The following is a 16,461-nucleotide window of genomic DNA, read 5'->3' as shown; positions in this document are numbered from 1 at the left end:
CTCATATGGGTGGGACGAAATGTACGCACCGTGCAACGCGTCGCTCACACCCGTTCGATGCCGGTCGTGAGTGACGTCTTCGTCGACCGCCATCGCGGCACAATCGGCGGTACGTTTGCCAAATTCGGCAAAAAATTCTTCTCCTGAGCGCTCTGGGCGGGCGTGGCGTCCCCGTCCCGGGTGCACCCGGATCGGATTCGAACCGACCGGACCCGCGCGGTGCGGGTTCTTCGAACTGTACTCGTCGGATCGGTGGCCTCTCTCGGCACCCGATCCGGTGACCGCGGGACACGCTCTCGCGAACCCGGGACTTCGGTCCCGCAAGCCACCACCCAGATGACACACGACTTCGACCTCACCGGCGTCTTCCCGGCGATGTGTACGCCGTTCGACGCCGACGACCGCATCGACTTCGAAACGCTCCGCGCCGACGCCCGCCGCCTCGAAGCGGCCGGCGTCGCCGGTCTCGTGCCCGTCGGGTCGACGGGCGAGTCCGCGACGCTCACCCACGACGAACACGTCCGGGTCGTGGAGGCTGTCGTCGACGCCGTCGACGACGTCCCCGTGATCGCCGGCAGTGGCTCGAACAGCACGCGCGAGGCGCTCGCTCTCTCCGAACGCGCCGCGGCGGCCGGCGCCGATGCCCTCCTGCTCATCTCGCCGTACTACAACAGGCCCGAACAAGGCGGCCTCCGCGAACACTACCTGACGATCGCCGATGCGGTCGACCTGCCACAGATCGTCTACAACGTTCCCTCCCGAACTGGCCAGACGATCGAGCCCGACACCGTCGTCGACCTCGCGTCTCACCCGAACGTCGCGGGCTACAAGGCCGCCGAGGGCGACCTGAACGCGATCGGCGAGATCGTCGAGCGAACTCGAGACGAGGCGTTCGCCGTCCTCTCCGGTGACGACGCGCTCACGCTCCCGATCTGTGCGGTCGGCGGCGCCGGCGCGATCAGCGTCGCCGCGAACGTCGAACCCGAACGCACCGTCGCGATGGTCGACGCCGCGCTCGACGGCGACGTAGAGCGCGCTCGAACGCGTCACCACGATCTCGGACCGCTCTTTCGCGCCCTGTTCTGCGAGACGAATCCGATTCCGGTCACCGAGGCACTCGCGATACGCGAGGACTACCCACCGCACCTGCGTGCACCGCTCACCCGGCTCGCCCCGGAGAATCGTGACCGCCTGGAATCGGTGCTCGACGCGTACGACGGTGCGGACGCGACGACCGCGGAGGTGAACGCTCCGTGACGGCCGATGTAGCCGGCGGCGACGGCGTTCGCCCCGCACCGGCCGATTCCTCCGACCGCGGAGGTGACCTGTCGTGACGGCGACCGCGTCCGACGACGGGGTGCCTGGCGTCCTCCGACTCGGCGTCACCGGTGCGACCGGTCGCATGGGTCGGGAGGTGCTCGCCGCCGCGGCCGAACGGCCCGCCGTCGAGGTCGTCTTCGCCGTCGCTCGCTCGCCCGACGAGCGCGTCGCGGAGACCGACGTCGATCCCGACGCGGATCTCGACGCGCTCGCGGTCGAACGCGAACCCCACGCGGTCGTGGACTTCACCGCCCCGAATCCGGCGACCCGCTACGCCGCGGCGTGCGCCGATGCGGGTGTTCCGTTCGTCACCGGGACGACGGGGTTCGACGCGTCGCAGCGGGAGGCCCTCCGCGCAGCGAGCGAGTCGACCCCGCTCTTACACGCCGCGAACTTCTCGCGCGGCGTCGCCGTCCTCGACCACCTCGTGGCCGAGGCGGTCCGCCGCCTCCCCGGGTACGACGTCGAACTCGTCGAAACCCACCACAACGGCAAGCGCGACGCCCCGAGCGGGACGGCGAACCGACTCGTCGAGACGATCGAAACCACCCGCTCGACGGGAGACGGCGCACCCGAACGGGTCCACGGCAGGGCTGGCGACGCACCCCGAGAACCCGACGAGATCGGCGTCCACTCGGTCCGGGCGGGCTCGATCGCCGGCGAACACGAACTCCTGCTGGCTGGCGACGGCGAGGACGTGACACTGACCCACCGCGCCGGCGACCGGCGCATCTTCGCCGCGGGTGCGCTCGACGCCGCGGCCTGGCTCGCCGGCCGCGATCCGGGCTGGTACGACTTCGCCGAGGTGATCGAAGCGTGAGCGCGACGCTCGAATCCGACGTCGAATCGCTCTGGGGGCGCCACGACGCTGGCGACCTCGACGCCGGGACGGTGGCTGAGGGCGACCTCGCCATCCTGGACGAATTCCTCGATGCACTGGAGACCGGCGTGGTGCGCGCCGCGGAGCGACGCGACGGCGACTGGGCGGCGAACGAGTGGGTCAAGCGGGGCATCCTGCTGACCTTCGCCCTCCGCGAGACGAGGGCGCGCCAGTACGGCGACGTCACGTACAACGACGTACTGGAACTGGCGGAGACGGCCGAGTACGGCGCTCGCGGCACCCGAAACACGCCGGACGGGACCGTCGTCCGCCGCGGCGCGCACGTCGGCGCGGATTGCATCCTGATGAGCCCCTCGTTCGTCAACGTGGGCGCGCACGTCGGCGACGGCACCCTCGTCGACTCCTGTGACACCGTCGGCTCCTGCGCCCAGATCGGCCGCGACGTCAAGCTCGGCGCGAACGCGTTGATCGGCGGCGTCCTCGAACCGGTCGAGGACGCGCCGGTCGTGATCGAGGACGGCGTCTCGCTCGGCGCCGGCTGTCGCGTGACCTCCGGGTTCGTCGTCGGCGCCGATTCCGTCGTCGGCGAGAACACGCTGCTCACGCCCCGGATCCCGGTCTACGACCTCGTCGAGGACGAGATCGTCTACGGTCGGTTGCCGCCGGAACGCCGGGCGTTCACCCGATTCGTGGCGTCCTCGGTGGGCGACCACGACCTCTTCGACGGCGGGGCGTACAAACCGGCCGTCGTCGCGACGGCCCTCGAAGACCGGACGATAGCGGCCACGGAGCGCGAGGAGGTGCTCCGGTCGTGACTTCTTCGCGAGACGATGACGGCGACCCGACGGCGTCTCTCGGCGACGACGCCGCAGCCGCTGGCCGGTCGGCCGACACGCAACCCGTACACGGATCCGCCGACTCACCACACGGCCGCCGATCGACCGACTCCCCGCCCGTTCGCCGGCTCGACGACTGGAACGCGGACCGACTCCGCTCGCTCGCCGACGAGTACGGAACGCCGCTGTACGTTCTCGACGTCGACCGCGTCCAGGCGAACTACCGCCGCCTCGCGGGCGCGTTTCCCGACGCGGAGATCGCCTACGCGGCGAAGGCGAACGCGCTGGTCGATCTCCTCAGGATCGTCTGCGCGAACGGTGCCACTATCGAGTGCGCGTCGGCCGGCGAGGTGTATCGCGCCCGCGAGGCGGGCATCCCGGGGGATCGGATCCGCTACACCGCGGTGAACCCACCGGAACGCGACCTCGAGTACGTCGTCGACGCCTGGAAAGACGACCCGACACTCACGGTCACGGCCGGGGCTCGGGACACCGTCGAGCGCCTCGCGGCCCTGGAGTACGACGGCCGTCTCTGCCTGCGCGTCAACCCCGGCGTGGGCGCGGGCCACCACGAAAATGTCCGAACCGGCGGCGACGCGACGTTCGGAATCCCGGCGGAGCGACTCGTGGAGACGGCCCACGACGCCGTGGAGCGGGGCTTCGACCTGGTCGGTCTCCACGCCCACGTCGGATCTGGCGTCCTCGACGCCGACCAGCGCGAGGCCCACCGCAGATTCGTCGCGCGCGTCGCCGACCTCGCGACCGAGGTCGTCGAGTCGGTCGGCTCCCTCGAGTTCGTCTCCGTCGGCGGCGGCTTCGGCGTTCCGTATCGCGAAGACGAGCCGCCGCTCGCGCTCGATCCGGTTGCCGAGACGACGCACGACGCGTTCGCCGACCTCGACGTGTGCCTCTCCATCGAACCGGGACGGTACCTGGTCGCCGACGCCGGGGTCCTCCTGACCGAAGTGAATACGGTCAAGGAGACGTCGGCGACGCGCGTCGTCGGAATCGACGCGGGCATGACGACTCTCCTCCGCCCCGCGCTGTACGACGCCTACCATGCGCTCCGTTCGCTCGACCCGGACGCGTCCGACCGCGAACCTGTCCCACAGACGGTGGCCGGTCCGGTCTGTGAGAGTTCGGACGTCCTCTGCGTGGACAGACCGACGCCTCGGTTCGAGCGCGGCGACGTCATCGCCGTGGGCAACGCTGGCGCCTACGGCGCCGAAATGGCGAATACGTACAACTCCCGGCCGCGACCGCCGACGGTCGTGATCGACGGCTCCGATTCGCGCCTCGTCCGCCGTCGCGAGTCCCTCTCTGACCTGACGCGACTGGAGGCGGCCGCCCGGGAGGGGGTGGCCGAATGAGCACGATGGCGACCGATCACGAGTCGATCGAGGCGTCGCGCTATCACGGGACCGGTAACGACTTCCTGCTAGTGGACGCCGACGAACCCGTCTCGAAGCGTCGCTCGTTCGCCCGACGTGTCTGTGACCCGGACGACGGGTTCGGCGTCGACGGCGTTCTCTTCCTGGCACTCGAACCCGACTTCGCGCCGCCGCGCGTCGTGATGACGCTGGTGCAACCGGACGGGAGCGTCGCCCCGATGTGCGGAAACGGTGCCCGCTGTGCGGCCGCGTGGACGATGGAGCGAACCGGGGCCGACGCCGTCATGATCGACACGCAGGCGGGGTCGCGACGGGCGGAGCGCGTCCCCACCGGTGCCGAAGAGCCCGATCGGATCGCCGTCGAACTGGACCGACCGACGGCCGACCCGGATTCGGTTCCCGTCCGCGCCGACGAAGCGGTCGTCGATCGGCCGGCCGACGAACTCGTCCCATCGCTCGACGAGCGCGCGCTCGACCCGTCGAACGACGAGCGTGCGCCCGACGCCTCGATCGAAGCGGACGTCCTCGACGTCGTCGTCAGTACCGACTCCCTCCGGATCACGGCCGTCGACACTGGCGTCCCCCACGCCGTCGCCTTCGTCGAGGACGTCGACGCGGTCGACCTGGACCGGCTCGGTCCGATCATCCGGCACGCGGGGGCGTTCCCGCGCGGGGCGAACGTGACGCTCGCCAGTCCGGCGTCGGCCACCGAGAACGGTGCGTCCGATCCGCCCGTCTTCGACCAGCGGACGTACGAACGCGGCGTCGAGGACGAGACCGACGCGTGTGGCACCGGCGCGGTCGCGATCGCCGCTGCCGCGTCCCTGCTCGATCGCGGTCCGTCGTCTGACGTGTGGACGCTCCGGCCGCCGGGCGGGACGTTGCTGGTCCGGTTCGACGACCAGCGACGGGCCGTCCTCGAAGGACCGGTCGTCCACGAGGCCGATCTCGACCTACCGGCGAGCGAATACGGGTGCCGATGAGTCGCGAGTCGCCGCGAGCCGACCGCACCGACGTCGACCCGATCGAATTCCTCGAGCGAGCCGTCCGGATCGAGACGGACGAGCGCGTCGACGAGCTCCGCGACCTCGTCCGTACGACGCTCGACGCACGCGGTGTCGACGTCCGAACCGACGCCGCTGGGAACCTCGTCGCGACCCGCGGCCCCGACGCCGAGTCGACGGCCGGCCAGACTGACCGCGACGCACCGCACGTCGTCTTCAACACGCACGTTGATACCGTGTCCCCGCACGTCCCACCGGAGTGGGGTCCCGACGGCGACCGGCTCTGTGGGCGGGGCGCCTGCGACGCGGGCGGGTCACTCGCCGCGATGCTCGCAGCGTTCCTCGCGACCGAACCCGCTACCGGCCGACTGACGCTTGCCCTGACGCCCGACGAGGAGGTGTACTCGACCGGCGCGCACGCCCTCGTCGAGCGATCCGAGTCACCGCTGGACGATGCAGACGCGGTGATCGTCGGCGAGCCCACCGGGCTCGACGTCTGTACCGCCGCCCCCGGTCGGTTCGAGGGGACGATCGAACTCGCCGGTGAGCACGCCCACGCGGCGCAGCCCGATGCGGGGTGCAACGCGGTCGACGCGCTGGCCGAGGCCCTGGTCGCCATCCGCTCCTTCGACGACCGCGACGACGTTCCCGGCGGACACCCGCAACTCGGCGATCCGACGCTCACGCCGACGGTGGTCCGGGGCGGCGAGACGACGAATCAGGTCCCAGCCGACGCCCGTCTGACCGTGGATCGACGGCCGGTGCCGCCGGAATCGCTCGACTCGTTCGAGGCAGCGCTACTCGACCACCTCGACGCGACCGTTCCCCCGTCGGTCGAGGTTTCGTTCTCGCCAACCGATCGGCCGACGCCGTTCTTCGAGTCGTGGGCGACCGATCCGTCCGACCCGATCGTCGAGAGTCTCGCCGACGCGAGCGGTGGCGACGTCCGGCCGTTCGGCGCGGCGACCGAGGCGTCGTACTTCGCGCCGCACGCGCCGACGGTCGTCTTCGGCCCCGGTTCGCTCGCCGACGACGAGGGACCGGTCGCACACGCCGACCGCGAGTACGTTCCCGTCCAGGAGGTCCGATCCGCTGTGAGCGCGTTGTCGCGGACCGTGGAAGCGTTCTTCCGCGACCGTCAGTAGCGACGCCGTCGGGACTCGGTGTGGGCCGTCGTGGTGCACTCCTATCGACCGCTTCTCCCGTCGGTTCACGCCGTTTCGTCCGTTCCAGCGCCGGGAGCGGCCTCCCGGACCCGGTTCGAGACGGCCGCCAGGACGTGTTCGTGTTGTGGACCGAGGGAGTCGACGTGCGTGTCCGGGTCGAGTTCGGGGACCGCGTCGACGACGGTGAGGTAGCTCATACAGCCGAGGTGGTACGTTTCGATCGGGTCGATCGGCCGGCCCCCGACCGACGCCTCATCGTCGTCGCCCAATTCGAGCCCCGCCGCCACGAGGCCGCCGTGGGTCGCGTCCAGCGGATCGGCGCATCGCTCGGCGATGGATCGAAGTCGCTCGCCCGGGAGCCGGTGGACGTCGAGTGTCGATCCGAAGGGAACGATCCCGACGACGTCGCCCCTCGTGAGGTGACGCGGGAGCCCGTCGCGGACGGACGCCGCCGCGACGAGGCCGACGTCGACGTCGCCGCCGATCCGGTAGGCCTCGGCGACGAGGTGGGCCGCTTCGGGGTGGCCGAGCGGTTCCGGAAGCGACCCGAGTTCCGTCGTGAGCCCCCGTTCGGCCGCCATATCGAGGTAGGCCGATTCGACCGCTTCGACGCGGGGAGCGACGTCGATCGAGTGTGTCCTGGCTTCGATCTCGTCGGCGCCGTCGGTCGGTGACGCGCCGAGTTCGACGAGCTGATAGACGCCGGCCTGGCCGCCCTCGGTTCGACTGACGAGCGTTCCGTCGACCCACTCGCGGACCGCGTCGTGATCGTGTCCGCCGAGGACGGCGTCCACGTCGGTTTCGGCCGCGATCCGTTCGTCGATCGGTCCCGCGTGCGAGCAGACGACGAGCCAGTCGGCGCCGCTGGCTCGGAGTCGCGCGGCCTCGGTCCGGACGGGATCGACTGGGTCGACGATCTGCACGTCGAGGTCGAGCCCGCTCAGTTCGACGGTCCCGGGGTGGACGACGCCGATCATGCCGATCTGATGACCGGCGCGCTCTATGAGCGTTCCCGGTTCGAGGTACGGCCACCGGCCGCCGTCGCCGGCGGTGACGCCGGAGACGTTCGCGGCGAGGTGCGTCGTTGCCGTCGATCGAGCCCACTCGGCTGCCTCGCTGGCCCCGTGATCGAACTCGTGGTTGCCGAGCGTGTCCGCGTCGAGGGCGATACGATCGTAAAACGGGCGGGCGATCGCGCGACCGTCCTCGCTCTCGAACGCGAGCGCCCCGAGGGCGCTCGTGTCGCCGGATCCCACGACGATAGTTCGGTCGTCCCGGGCCCGGTCGATCGCGCCAGTGAGTCGGCCGAGCCGTTCGGGATCGTCGTAGATGGTCTCGAGATCCGCGAGGTGGAGGAGTCTCGGTGTCGTCATTTGGCCGCATTCGTGTGAGGGACATGAAAAACGTATCGAGGCGGGAGAGGGTGTCGACGGGCGATTCAGCGACGGTCGGCCCGCAGACAGATCGACCGCGGGGGCCGCTCGGCGAGGTCCGGACACTCGGCCAGCGCGTCTTGGGGGAGGTGCTCCGCCGGGTTCGGCTCGACGAACTCGTCCAGGTCGAAGCCGGCGTCGATCAGGTCCCCGACGAGCGTTCCCAGCGGTCGCCGGAAGTACGTGCCGGGGTTCTCGCTCCCATCGCCGCCCCACCCGATCCGGAACCGTTCGGTGTCGTGATAGTCCGGTGCGGCCGCGTCGGGGTCGACGACCGGGTCCGCGGGAGCGCCGTCGACCGATCCGATCTCCGGATACTCGCGGTCGCGGACGACGAGGTAGTCGGACAGCGGGTGATGCGTCGAGAGAACGACCGTCCCGCCCGCGCCGAGAACGCGGGCGAACTCGGCGTAGACGGGGTCCAGGTCGGGGACGTGCGAGAGGACGTGCTGGCAGAGGAGGACGTCGACCTCGCCGTCGGCGACGAACGGGAGCCCCGACGTGACGTCGCCCCGTTCGAACGTCGCGCGGTCGCCGTAGCGTTCGCGCGCGACTCGCACCATCTCCTCGCTCAGATCGACGCCCACGACGTCGGCGCCCGCGTCCGCGAGCCGCGCGGCGTACGCACCGTCGCCGCAACCGACGTCCAGCACGCGGTGGCCCTCAACGTCGGGCAGGAGGGCCGACACGATCGGCCAGAGGAGGTCGCGTTTCCAGGGACTGTCGACGAACCGCTCCCAGTCTGAGGCGAGCTCGTCGTAGTGTTCCGCCACGGATGGCTCCGAATCCGTCATACGACCGACTCGACTCCCCTCGCAGGTAACGTGTTCGATACCACCATCGTCCGTGACGGTACCAGAACCCTTACGCCGCCACCCGCGACACTCTTTCGCATGACAGAGTGGATCGCGGAGACGTACACGAGCGACGCCGGCTGGTCGCTTCTGGAGGACCTGGTCGACGTGGGCAACCGGATGGCGGGAAGCGAGGGTGAGCGCGAGGGAGCCGAGCTGACGCAGGACGCGCTCGCCGACGTCGGCGCGCGCGACGCCCGCCTCGAGGAGTACGACATCCAGGGCTGGACGCGCGGCACGAGCACCCTGACGGCGGGCGGCACCGAACAGGATTGCATCGCCCTCCCGCGGAGCCCGTCCGGCTCGGTGACGGCCGAACTCGTCGACGTCGGCTACGGCCGGCCCGAAGACTTCGAAGCCGCCGAACTGGAGGGGAAGGTGGCGATGGCGCGAAGCGACGTTCCAGACTCCTTCGACCGGTACATCCATCGTCGGGAGAAGTACTACCACGCCGTCGAGGCGGGTGCCGCGGCCTTCCTCTACCGGAACCACGTCGAGGGCTGTCTGCCGCCGACGGGGAGCGTCGGCACGCCCGACGATCCGATCGGTGACATTCCGGCGCTCGGGATCAGTTCGGAGGTCGGCGCGCGGCTCGCTCGCCGATTCGCCGGTGAGACGGGCGATGCGGGCGAGGCCGTCACCGTCGCCGTCGAGGCCGACATTCACGACGCGACGAGTCAGAACGTCCACGCGGAACTCGGCCCCGACACGGACGAGCGGGTCCTCGTGACGAGTCACGTGGACGCCCACGACATCGCCGAGGGGGCGATGGACAACGCCGCCGGCACGGCGATGGTCGTCGAGATCGCGACGGCCCTCGCGACGCGCGAGGACGAACTCGACACCCGGGTGGAGTTCGTCGCGTTCGGCTCCGAGGAGATCGGTCTCGTCGGGTCGTCGGTCGACGCCGAGCGCCGCGATCACGACACGGTGAAGGCGATACTCAATAGCGACGGCGTCACCAGGGGCCGGAACCTCGTGGTCTATTCGAACGGGTTCGACGAACTGGCCGACCTGGCCGAGGCCGTCTGCGAGCGCGTTGCCCACCCGGCTTCGGTCGATCCCACGCCCCAGCCTCACAGCGACCACTGGCCGTACGTCCAGTGGGGCGTCCCCGGCTACATGATGATGAGCGAAACGGGTGACAGCGGCCGCGGCTGGGGCCACACGTTCGCCGACACGTTCGAGAAACTCGATCGGCGAAACCACCGCGAGCAGGCCATCGTCCTCGCCGAACTGGCGGTCGAGATGGCCGACGACGAGTTCGAGGTGGCCCACCGCGACCCCGAGGCCATCGCCGACGACCTGGAAGAGGCGAACCTCGCCGAAGGGATGAAGATAATCGGCGATTGGCCGTACGACCCCTGACCGGTTCTTCTGGCACCGCCCTCACTCGCTCGTTTCCGTCGCAACAGGCTCGCGGCTGGCGATCGACTCGCCGTAAACACCCTAACAACTTTACCAGTTTCGGCCCGTATCTGGGGTATGGACTCCACGGAACCGGTCCCCTGGGAGGACGTGATCGCCGTTCGCGGCGTACCCGGCGAGGAACTCCAGCCCTTCATCCAGCGTGACGTACCGGACGTAGACGGCCTGGCCCCGGCCGACGCGGTGAAAACGGTCTACGACGACTGGAAAGGGACGCTGGGCGAGGATCGGACCCTCGACGACCAGGGAGCGGCGTACCTGATCGCGTACCTGCTCGAACACCGCGGCGTGATCCGCTTAGACGAGACCGACGCGTTCGGAGGTTCACTGCTCGATCGGAGACCCGACGACGAGCAGCTCCGCGACCTGTTCCACGAGGAGGAGCGGACCCTGTGGTGGATCGCGGTCGAGTGCGGAGTGCACTACTCACTCGTCTCGCGCTGGCTCTACGAGGCGGACATTCCGTTACTCGCGCGGAATCTGGCCGACGAAACGGCAGAAACGCTCGCGGAACGAGCACAGTGAGGCCGGCGCCGACCGCCGTATTCGCTTCGAGCGAGCGTCCCGTCAGTCCCAGTTCATCGAGATGTACAGCAGTGCGATCAGACAGAGTATCACGACGACGAAGACGATGAGCGTCGCGACTTCCGGGTAGAGTTGCTCGATCAGTGCGGGCGTCGCGATCGAGTGAACGGAACCGTCGTCGATCATCGTCGGCGAGTTCGCGTCGGTGTGGCAAAGTCCTGCTGATTCGGGACGCGGTCGATCCGGACGGACCCTCACTCGTCGAGTTCGTCGACCAGTTCCGCCGCGACGCCGGTGTAGCCGGCCGGTGTCAGTGCACGTAGTTCGTCGCGGACGTCCTCGTCGACGTCCAGGTCGGCGAAGAGGTCGCGGAAGTCCTCGATGGTGACGCGCTTGCCGCGGGTGAGCGCCTTGACCTGTTCGTAGGCGTCGTCGCGACCCTCACGCCGGAGGATGGTCTGGACGGCCTCGCCGATCACTTCCGGGGTGGACGCGAGTTCGTCGTCCATCACCTGCTCGGTGGGCGTGACTTTCGACAGGCCGTCCTGAACTTTGGTGTAGCCGATGAGGCAGTGGGCGAAGGCGGCCCCGATGTTGCGTTTGACCGTCGAGTCGGAGAGGTCGCGCTGGAGGCGGGAGGTGGTGACGTACTCGCCGAGGAACTGGAGGTCGGAGTTGGCCTTCGAGAGGTTGCCCTCGGAGTTCTCGAAGTCGATCGGGTTCACCTTGTGCGGCATCGTCGAGGAGCCCGTCTCGCCCGCGGCGGCGTCCTGGCCCAGGTAGCGATCGGAGACGTAGAGCCAGTCGTCGAGATCGAGGTCGAGGACGATCTGGTTCGCACCCCGGAACGCGTCGAACAGGGCGGCGAGGTCGTCGCAGGGGTTTACTTGCGTCGTGAGGGGTTCGAAGTCGAGCCCGAGATCCGTGACGAAATCTTCGGCGAAGGCCGGCCAGTCGACGTCTGGGTAGGCGGCGTGGTGGGCGGCGTAGGTGCCCGACGCCCCGCCGAGTTTTCCGCGCAGGCGATCGGTCGCGTCCGAAACCCGGTCGATCGCCGTGTCGAGCCGGCTCGCGTAGACGGCCATCTCCTTGCCGAACGTGGTCGGCGTGGCGGGCTGACCGTGGGTCCGCGCGAGCATCGGGCGATCGCGGTACTCGCGGGCTTGGTCGGCGAGGGCTTCACGAACGTCGTCGAGGGCGGGCAGCAGGACCTCGCGCACGGCGTCACGGACGTTCAGCCGGTGAGCGAGATTGTTGACGTCCTCGCTGGTCAGGCCGAAGTGGATCCACGGAACGGCGTCGTGGTCGTCGGGGAGCTGGAGCCGGAGGAAGTACTCGACGGCCTTGACGTCGTGGTTGGTCGCCTCGAACGGGCCGTGTCCGGTCGTCTCGATTTCTTTGACGATCTCGGCGTCTGCGGCGTCGAAGTCCTCGTACGCCGCCCGGAGCGTGGCGCGTGTCTCCTCGTCTATAGAGAGCGGCGTCGCCTCGAGGTCGGCGAGCGCGACGAGGTACTCGACCTCCACGCGAACGCGTGCCTGCATCAGGCCCGCCTCGCTCGCGTAGGGCCGGAGGGGCTCGGTTCGCCCGGCGTACCGTCCGTCGAGCGGCGAGACGGCGTACAGCGAATCCACAGTTGTCATACCCGCGACTCGCCCGCGAACCCGAAAAAGCGTATCGTTTGGGCGACCAATCGGGCCGACTGGCAGCTGCTCCCGATCGGAGCGCAGTCGGTGATGGGCAGGCGCCCAGTGGTGACTCGTGTCAGTCCATCCGCCGAATCAGAACCCCTTTGATTCGGGTGGCCGGTATATTACCTATGACGCGCATCGCCGGCATGGCGGGCAACCGGGGGCGGAACCTGTTGAACATCGCAGATCGGCAACCGGGCGGCGCCGAGGTCGCGGTTGTCCTCACGAACGCCGAGGACGCGCCGGTGCTGGATGCGGCGGCCGACCGCGGCATCCCGACCGAGGTCGTCCCGCAGGCGGACGGAATGGACCGCCAGGCACACGAGGAAGCGGTCCTCGACGCGCTCGCGGACTACGACGTCGACCTGGTCTGTCTCGACGGCTACATGCGCATCCTCTCTGCGACCTTCCTCGACGCGATGCCGACGACGCTGAACGTTCACCCCTCGCTGCTGCCGGCGTTCCCCGGCATGGACGCCTGGGGCGACGCGCTCGACGCCGGCGTCTCGGTGACCGGCTGTACCGTCCACGTCGTCACCGACGCGACGGACGACGACGGTGCGGTGATCGAGGAAGAAGTCGACGCCGGCCCGATCGTCACGCAGGAGCCGGTGCCGATCTACGAGGGCGACGACGAGGCGACACTCAAAGAGCGCGTCCTCTACGAGGGCGAGTTCCGCGCGTACCCGCGCGCCGTCGAGTGGTTCGCCGAAGGCGCTGTCACCGTTGATTTCGAACGTGGCGAGGTGACGGTCGACGCCGACGTCGCCACGGTCACAGACGACGCGGACGGTGCAGCCGATTCCGCCGGCGACGGACACGACGGCCTGCCCACTCGCCGCCTCGTCTCGAACGACCGGCTCGATACCCTGCGGTACGGCGAGAATCCCCACCAGGATGCAGCCGTCTACGCCGATCGGACCTGCGACGAGGCGAGCGTCGTCCACGCCGACCAGTTGAACGAGGGCGCGAAGGCGCTGTCGTACAACAACTACAACGACGCCGATGGCGCGCTGAACCTGATCAAGGAGTTCGACGAGCCCGCCGCGGCGGTCATCAAGCACACCAACCCGGCCGGCTGCGCCACGGCCGACACCCTCGCAGACGCCTACGAGAACGCCCTCTCCACGGACCCGATGAGTGCCTTCGGCGGGATCGTCGCGCTCAACCGCGAGTGCGACGCCGCCACCGCCGAACAGATCGTCGACTCCTTCAAGGAAGTCGTCGTCGCGCCGGGCTACACCGACGACGCGCTCGACGTGCTCTTCGAGAAGGACAACCTGCGCGTCCTCGATGTCGGCGAGTTCGGGGACGAACCGTCGGAGCGCTTCACCGAAAAATCCCTCGTCGGCGGCCGCCTCGTCCAGGAGCGCGACCTCCAGTCGGTCACCGTCGACGACCTCGAGGTCGTCACCGAATGCGAACCGACCGACGAGGAACTCGAGACGATGGTCTTCGCCTGGCAGACCCTGAAGCACGTCAAGTCCAACGGCATCCTCTTCGCCGACGGCACCGAGACCGTCGGCGTCGGGATGGGACAGGTCTCTCGCGTCGACGCGGTCCGCCTCGCGGCGATGAAGGCCGACGAACACGCCGAAGGCAAGGACGCCGAAGGTGCCGTGATGGCCTCGGACGCCTTCTTCCCGTTCCCGGACGGGATCGAGGAGGCCGCGAAGGCGGGCATCGAGGCCGTCGTTCAACCCGGCGGCTCGGTCAACGACGAGGACGTGATCGAAGCCGCCGACGAGCACGGAATGGCGATGGCGTTTACGGGTCAGCGGTCGTTCAAGCACGATTAGCGAGGGTCGAAGGCCGAAGGCCGAGACCCTCGAGAAGCGAGCGGGGAGCGGAGCGACCCGCGAGCAGCGAGATTCGGAGCGCCGGAGGCACGAGAATCTCGGAACGGCGAGCGGCGAACGAACGTGAGCTGAGAGCAGCGCGGTTCGGAACATGCGAGGCCGAACGAAGTGAGGCCTCGGGGTGCGAACGGGGAACGCACGTGACCCGTAAGCGAGCGACGAAGCGAGTGAGAACCGCGTAATTGGGAGCGGCGAACGAACGTGAGCTGAGAGCAGCGCGGTTCGGAACATGCGAGGCCGAACGAAGTGAGGCCTCGGGGTGCGAACGGGGAACGCACGTGACCCGTAAGCGAGCGAAGCGAGTGAGAACCGCGTAATTGGGAGCGGCGAACGAACGTGAGCTGAGAGCAGCGCGGTTCGGAACATGCGAGGCCGAACGAAGTGATCGAGCGCTGTGAGTTGCAACGGATGGGGGGGAGTACATCTGACGGAACGTTGGAGTGACGACCGACCCGTTACCGTACGCGTTCGATAAGTCGGCGTAGCACTGTCTGTCGGTGGCTCTGTCGCCGCCGACACAGCACGACGTCGCTGTCGGCCCGCCGGGCGACAGACTCGGCGACGTCGTCGGCGACGATCCGGTGAAGAAATCCGCTGCCGCCGGCGCCGAGGACGGTGACGTCGTGGTCCGCGGTGCGATCGACGATTCCGACCGCCACCTCGTTGCTCCGACGCACGGTCGTCGTTACCGTGTCGACGGCGCCGAGTGCGGACGACGTGTCGGCGAGGAGGGTCCGGGCATCTTCGACGGTCGACTCGTCAGCGTCGGGTGCAACGACGGTGGCGAGTTCGACGTTCGCGTCGCGTTCGCGGGCGATCGAACCCGCGATTTCGGCGGCGTAGGTGGTGTGCGGGCCGCCGGCGACGGGGACGAATACCGATTCGATCGGCCCTCGATCGCGGTCGACTCGTTCGACGAGGACGTCGCAATCGGCGTCGCGGAGCACCGTGTCGATGTAGCTCCCGAGAACGACGTCGCGTCGACGTGGCCGGCCGTGCCACCCCAGCAGTATCGCCTCGACATCGTCGGCACTCGCGAGGTCGACCAGGCTTCCCGCGATGTCGTGGCCGTATCGGACCAACCCCGTCGCCTCGACGCCAGTGGCGCGGGCACGCTCGACGGTCCCCGAGACGACGGACTCGCCTGGTTCCCTGTCCATCGACGCGCGTGCCTGTTCGAGACTCGTCTGCGACGGGACGTCGATCACGTGCACGATGAGTAGTTCGAGGCCGCGATCCCGCGCGACGTCGACGGCCGTTTCGAGGAGCCGGTCGGCCGTCTCGGGATTGGCGACGGGCACGAGCAGGCGGTCCGGGCTCATCGTCTCACCTGCCACGGACCGGTACGTAAGCGTTTGGCTCGGTATCGCGTCGGTGATGGTAGTGGTGTTGCGTGCTGTGCAACCGTTCTGGGACGACGCGAAAACGTCCTTATCCGGGAGTGTGTACTGTGCGGTGAAACCCGATGAAGACGCTCCGAGATTTCGTCGACGCGGCGGCCAGTACTATCGATTCTCCCGAGTGTTTGTCCTGGGTCTCGACCACTCCGGGTTCCGGAGACGGCGTCTTTCTCGTCGACGAGGGCGATTCCGTTCGATTCTACACGCTGGAGCGCGGGCACCGGTACTTCGACGTCGAAACGTCGTCGGTCGACGCGGCGATCCGCTACCTGCTCGCGTCGACGCCGAGCGTGTTGACCGAGCACTTGCCGTCGTCGTCGGCGGACGCACGGGACCTGGTTTCCCATCGCGCGACGCTGGACAGCGCCAGGGTGGCGTGGGAACTGGCGGGTGAGTCGCTGATCGTCCCCGATCCCCCTGGCCCGACGGCTCGCGAGGCCATCGCGACCGCGCTCGACATCGAGGTGGCGGCGATCAGTCCCGTCGAAGGCCCCGCCGAACAGGTCGTGTGTCGTTGCCCGGCCGACACCGAGCCGACGACGATGGCGGTGCAGTTGCGCGACGCGTTCGTCCTCCCGGTCGCCGTCCTCGTCGACGGCGACGAGACGCGACGGGTCACGGCACCGGATGTTCGGTAGTCACGACGCTCGCTTGGCTGGAGCGCTCGAAGGTACTTCGATACGACCAGCAAAGAAGAAACATTGCTGCGAGTG

The 16,461-nt window shown here is 68.9% G+C and carries 15 protein-coding genes; 10 read left to right on the top strand and 5 right to left on the bottom strand.

Translation table 11 applies throughout. The annotated features are described in order from the left end of the window. The first annotated feature begins 336 nt into the window (after positions 1 to 336). The 6 genes from dapA to NO366_RS00245 all read left to right on the top strand — a co-directional run bounded on the left by dapA (position 337) and on the right by NO366_RS00245 (position 6,537). Positions 337 to 1,257, top strand: a complete 921-nt coding sequence (gene dapA, locus NO366_RS00270) for a 4-hydroxy-tetrahydrodipicolinate synthase (protein ID WP_256532319.1) — start codon at positions 337 to 339, stop codon at positions 1,255 to 1,257. Between the two features lie 73 nt (positions 1,258 to 1,330). After that, positions 1,331 to 2,140 (top strand): 4-hydroxy-tetrahydrodipicolinate reductase, encoded by an 810-nt coding sequence (dapB, locus tag NO366_RS00265; RefSeq protein ID WP_256532318.1) that lies wholly within the window; start codon positions 1,331 to 1,333, stop codon positions 2,138 to 2,140. Further along, positions 2,137 to 2,976, top strand: coding sequence for a 2,3,4,5-tetrahydropyridine-2,6-dicarboxylate N-succinyltransferase (locus NO366_RS00260; RefSeq protein WP_256532317.1), 840 nt, complete (start codon positions 2,137 to 2,139; stop codon positions 2,974 to 2,976). The genes dapB and NO366_RS00260 overlap by 4 nt, the downstream gene beginning before the upstream one ends. Further along, a complete protein-coding gene (gene lysA, locus NO366_RS00255) occupies positions 2,973 to 4,367 on the top strand; it encodes a diaminopimelate decarboxylase (RefSeq protein ID WP_256532316.1) in 1,395 nt (464 codons plus the stop codon). Before NO366_RS00260 ends, lysA begins: the two co-directional genes overlap by 4 nt. Beyond that, the gene (locus NO366_RS00250; protein ID WP_256532315.1) at positions 4,364 to 5,371 is read left to right on the top strand and encodes a diaminopimelate epimerase; all 1,008 of its coding nucleotides are present in this window, start codon (positions 4,364 to 4,366) and stop codon (positions 5,369 to 5,371) included. Before lysA ends, NO366_RS00250 begins: the two co-directional genes overlap by 4 nt. Continuing rightward, complete coding sequence (locus NO366_RS00245; RefSeq protein WP_256532314.1) at positions 5,368 to 6,537, top strand: M20/M25/M40 family metallo-hydrolase; 1,170 nt, start codon at positions 5,368 to 5,370, stop codon at positions 6,535 to 6,537. Before NO366_RS00250 ends, NO366_RS00245 begins: the two co-directional genes overlap by 4 nt. Positions 6,538 to 6,602: 65 nt before the next feature. On the opposite strand, the gene NO366_RS00240 is transcribed toward NO366_RS00245, so the two are convergent. Both NO366_RS00240 and NO366_RS00235 read right to left on the bottom strand, forming a co-directional pair. Further along, positions 6,603 to 7,931: a 5'-nucleotidase C-terminal domain-containing protein gene (locus NO366_RS00240; RefSeq protein ID WP_256532313.1), complete on the bottom strand. Its 1,329-nt coding sequence runs from the start codon at positions 7,929 to 7,931 to the stop codon at positions 6,603 to 6,605. Between the two features lie 65 nt (positions 7,932 to 7,996). Beyond that, positions 7,997 to 8,785 (bottom strand): class I SAM-dependent methyltransferase, encoded by a 789-nt coding sequence (locus tag NO366_RS00235; protein ID WP_256532312.1) that lies wholly within the window; start codon positions 8,783 to 8,785, stop codon positions 7,997 to 7,999. A 99-nt stretch (positions 8,786 to 8,884) separates the two neighbouring features. Here NO366_RS00235 and NO366_RS00230 point away from each other — a divergent pair, with 99 nt between their 5' ends. Together NO366_RS00230 and NO366_RS00225 are read left to right on the top strand one after the other, a co-directional pair. After that, on the top strand, positions 8,885 to 10,213 hold the full coding sequence (locus tag NO366_RS00230; RefSeq protein ID WP_256532311.1) for a M28 family peptidase: 1,329 nt from the start codon (positions 8,885 to 8,887) through the stop codon (positions 10,211 to 10,213). 117 nt (positions 10,214 to 10,330) lie between these two features. Beyond that, entirely contained in the window at positions 10,331 to 10,798 is a 468-nt protein-coding gene (locus NO366_RS00225) for a hypothetical protein (protein WP_256532310.1), read from the top strand. Between the two features lie 42 nt (positions 10,799 to 10,840). Here the strand turns inward: NO366_RS00225 and NO366_RS00220 are convergent, their stop codons facing one another. Further along, entirely contained in the window at positions 10,841 to 10,984 is a 144-nt protein-coding gene (locus NO366_RS00220; protein ID WP_256532309.1) for a hypothetical protein, read from the bottom strand. A gap of 68 nt (positions 10,985 to 11,052) precedes the next feature. Next, on the bottom strand, positions 11,053 to 12,441 hold the full coding sequence (gene purB, locus NO366_RS00215) for an adenylosuccinate lyase (RefSeq protein WP_256532308.1): 1,389 nt from the start codon (positions 12,439 to 12,441) through the stop codon (positions 11,053 to 11,055). A 176-nt stretch (positions 12,442 to 12,617) separates the two neighbouring features. Between purB and purH the strand changes: the two genes are divergently transcribed. After that, entirely contained in the window at positions 12,618 to 14,288 is a 1,671-nt protein-coding gene (gene purH, locus NO366_RS00210) for a bifunctional phosphoribosylaminoimidazolecarboxamide formyltransferase/IMP cyclohydrolase (RefSeq protein ID WP_256532307.1), read from the top strand. Between the two features lie 515 nt (positions 14,289 to 14,803). On the opposite strand, the gene NO366_RS00205 is transcribed toward purH, so the two are convergent. After that, a complete protein-coding gene (locus tag NO366_RS00205; RefSeq protein WP_256532306.1) occupies positions 14,804 to 15,670 on the bottom strand; it encodes a universal stress protein in 867 nt (288 codons plus the stop codon). A 143-nt stretch (positions 15,671 to 15,813) separates the two neighbouring features. Here NO366_RS00205 and NO366_RS00200 point away from each other — a divergent pair, with 143 nt between their 5' ends. Then, complete coding sequence (locus NO366_RS00200) at positions 15,814 to 16,386, top strand: hypothetical protein (protein WP_256532305.1); 573 nt, start codon at positions 15,814 to 15,816, stop codon at positions 16,384 to 16,386. Positions 16,387 to 16,461 lie beyond the last annotated feature (75 nt).

The organism is Halovivax cerinus (assembly GCF_024498195.1).
Taxonomy (GTDB): domain Archaea; phylum Halobacteriota; class Halobacteria; order Halobacteriales; family Natrialbaceae; genus Halovivax; species Halovivax cerinus.
This window is presented reverse-complemented; position numbering and strand designations above follow the sequence as displayed.